Raw genomic sequence first — 1,486 nt, forward strand, 5'->3', positions numbered from 1 at the left:
TTGCGCGCGCCGCGGTGGTCGATCATCACGCCCTTGGGCACGCCGGTCGAGCCGGAGGTGAAGATGATGTACGCCAGATCCGTGGCCGCCCGCCGCACGGTCCGACTGTCCGGAGCGCCGGCTTCCGCCGTGACGGTCACCACCGGTACGCCCGTCGGCCAGGGGTGGTCGGCCAGGTCGGGCTGGGTGAGGACGGCTCGGGCGTCGGTGTGCTGGATCAGGTAGGTGATGCGTTCGGTGGGCAGGGTGGGGTCGACGGGGACGTAGACGCCTCCGGCCTGGAGGACGCCGAGGACGGCGGCGGCCTGTTCCCAGCCCTTGTGCATGGCGACCGCGATCCGGTCACCGGGCTGGATGGCGAGGTCGTGGAGGTGCTGGGTGACGCGTCCGGCGCGTCCGGCGAGTTCGGCGTAGGTGAGCCGGCCGGTGGACCAGATCAGTGCCGGTGCGTCCGGGGTTCGTGCCGCCTGGGTGAAGAACGGCTCGTGGAGCAGGCCGCTCGGGAGGGTCCGCTCGGTGGCGTTGACCTGTGCGACCACCGTCGCGTGATCGGCCGGCGTGGTCACCGGGCATGCCGACTGCCACGCCTTCTCACCGTCGGCCAGTTCCTCCACCAGGGACACGAACGCCGCGAACGCCCCGTCCAGCACGCCCTGCGGGAACAGCGCCTCCACCGCGTCCCAACTGACCAACAGCCCGCCGGCCACCTCCACCACCTGGCAGTCCAGTGTCACCTGAGGCGTCTGCGAGACCGCCGAGACGACATGGCCCAGGCCGGGCAGCGGATCGGCGGGCGAGCCGCCGGGCATGTCCTGGCCGAGGACGCTGGTGAACACCACCGGCATGGCCGCACGCTCGGGTCCGTGCCGCCGGGCGAGTTCGCGCAGCAGGCGTACGCCCCCGTAAGCACGGTGTTCCAGGTCCTGCCACAGCCGGCGCTGCACGTTCTGGGCGCGGTCGGCGAAGGTGCCGGCGGAGTCCGTGTCGACTTCGAGGAGGACGAGGTTGGTGAAGTCGCCGATCAGGCGCTCGACATGCGGGTGCAGCGGCAGGCGGTCGCCGATCGTGACGTTCAGTGTGAACCGCGGCTCCTTCGCCCACAGCGCCAGCGCCTCCGCGTACGCCGTACACAGCAGCGCCGACGGGGTCACCCCCCGCTCCTGCGCCGCGCGCTTCAACGACCGCCACCGCTCGTCCGGGAGTTCATGCGTCCGCCGCACGAACCGGGTGGGACCGCTCGGCCGCTGCGACACCACCGGCAGCTCCGGGGCCGCCGCCAGCGAATCCAGCCGGTCCAGCCAGTAGTCCCGGGCCCTGTCGTCGTCCGGTCCTGATGCCACGGCCAGGCAGTAGTCGCGGAAGGACACGTCGATGGGCGGCAGTTCGCTCCCGGGGTCGGCGTACAGCTCCGCCCATTCCGAGAGCAGGATCCGCACGGAGGCCGCGTCGGCGATGAGCATGTCGATGCTGAGGTGCACCCGGGTCG

General features: G+C 71.8%; 1 protein-coding gene. It reads right to left on the reverse strand.

Annotated elements, in window-relative coordinates; translation table 11 throughout:
* Positions 1-1,486, reverse strand: a 1,486-nt coding sequence (locus ACIP4Y_RS38425; RefSeq protein WP_401401804.1) for an AMP-binding protein, incomplete at both ends; no start/stop codon positions are given.

Origin of the sequence: Streptomyces sp. NPDC088810, from assembly GCF_044750305.1 — a bacterium.
Lineage (GTDB): Bacteria > Actinomycetota > Actinomycetes > Streptomycetales > Streptomycetaceae > Streptomyces.